General features: G+C 34.5%; 2 protein-coding genes and 1 pseudogene. All 3 read left to right on the top strand.

Annotated elements, in window-relative coordinates; genetic code table 11:
• Positions 1-84 precede the first annotated feature (84 nt).
• Positions 85-231, top strand: a complete 147-nt coding sequence (gene trwH / locus ACFIO5_RS09990; protein WP_011181338.1) for a type IV secrection system protein TrwH — start codon at positions 85-87, stop codon at positions 229-231.
• Positions 228-323 (top strand): annotated as a pseudogene (locus tag ACFIO5_RS09985) (TrwG protein); the annotation flags it as partial. The gene trwH and the pseudogene ACFIO5_RS09985, both read left to right, overlap by 4 nt.
• Before the next feature lie 219 nt (positions 324-542).
• Positions 543-1232, top strand: a complete 690-nt coding sequence (locus ACFIO5_RS09980; protein WP_375705315.1) for a TrbJ/VirB5 family protein — start codon at positions 543-545, stop codon at positions 1230-1232.
• Positions 1233-1370: the final 138 nt, after the last annotated feature.

Below are 1370 nucleotides of genomic sequence, written 5' to 3'. Positions count from 1 at the left end.
CAGGCTATATACTTTATAATCAAAATTGAAATAATGATAAAAAAGTGTTAGGTTGAATTTAAAAGTTGAATAAGGAATGGTACAATGAAATCAATCATTTTTGCAACTTTAATTGCTGGGCTTTTATCAGCTTGCGGTACGTTAGCTCCAAAGCCAAAACAACCTAATAATTGGAATCGCGTGCCTGTTAACAAAACAGTCCCTATCGAAATTCAACGAGGAGCAATATGACAAAAAAACAAGTAAAACCAATAAAAGCCGAACAACTAAATAGCTACTATGAAGAAAGCCTCAGCTTGGAACGTGAACTCATTGGTAAATTTTAAAGTCATCAATAACTCAGCGATATGATTATCAAACCTTCTGCAATATACGGAAATTAAAAGGAGCTAAATATGAGAAAGCTGATCATTACAGCAGCACTAACCATAGTTCTTTGAATAACAGATAAAACAATCGCAAGGTCGAATCAAATACCGCAGAGAAGCGTCAAAGGTCAATTCAATTCCAGTAACTTATCAAGTAGTCAGTTAATACGTGCTTTGACCGAAATATTTACGCATAGCCCCCAAATAGGTGGTGGATATGGCCTCCAAACAGGTAATATATACTTAAGGAACAATGAATACTACCCTACATCGGAACAACCACAGCTAATTCCACACTCAATACAAGAGACAAATACTGAAAATCTTGAGCGAATAATAGAAAGAATATATAATTCTATAACAGGTAATCGAACAAAAAGAACACTGAAAAAACAAGATGATGGAAGTTTGTTATTTCTAAATCCACAGTACATATACGATAAACAAAATGAAAAAGCTCAGAGAATCTTAAAGCAAATTATGCAAGATGAATATGAAAGTCGCAATACTTTCAAAAATACAAATGACGCACGAGCATTTATTGATACACGCAGTCAATATGCAACAGTCATAGATAAAGTTGTAGCTTTACAAACTTTTACAGAAACAGAAAATCGTTTTGAACAAATTGCAAAAATATTAACTGATATAGACAAAATTCAAGACTTGAAAGGTATTGCCGAATTACAGGTGCGTATGAAGGGTATGCTAGCCGTGATTCAAAATGAAGCGACAAAGCTACAAATGGTCGCACATTTGCGTAATACAGAACGCGAGCTTATAAACCATCAAAAACAACAACGTAATATGAAAATTCTTAATAGTAGCAATACAGCAATGCCACCTATACGGTCTATACGGTAGAGTTTTTATGACAAAATTATCTATCATCAATCTCCTTTGTTCTTAAAAGTAAAAGTCGTGCGTAATTTCCGTGTGATCCCACAAATCAGAGGGGATGCACGGAAAATTTATTACGCCGAACAGCACGGCCTAATGAAA

It is taken from the genome of Bartonella sp. AA86SXKL, assembly GCF_042196885.1.
This window is presented reverse-complemented; position numbering and strand designations above follow the sequence as displayed.

Bases quoted from the DNA above. Each gene is read 5' to 3' on its own strand.
- trwH (WP_011181338.1), top strand. From the start codon at position 85: ATGAAATCAATCATTTTTGCAACTTTAATTGCTGGGCTTTTATCAGCT.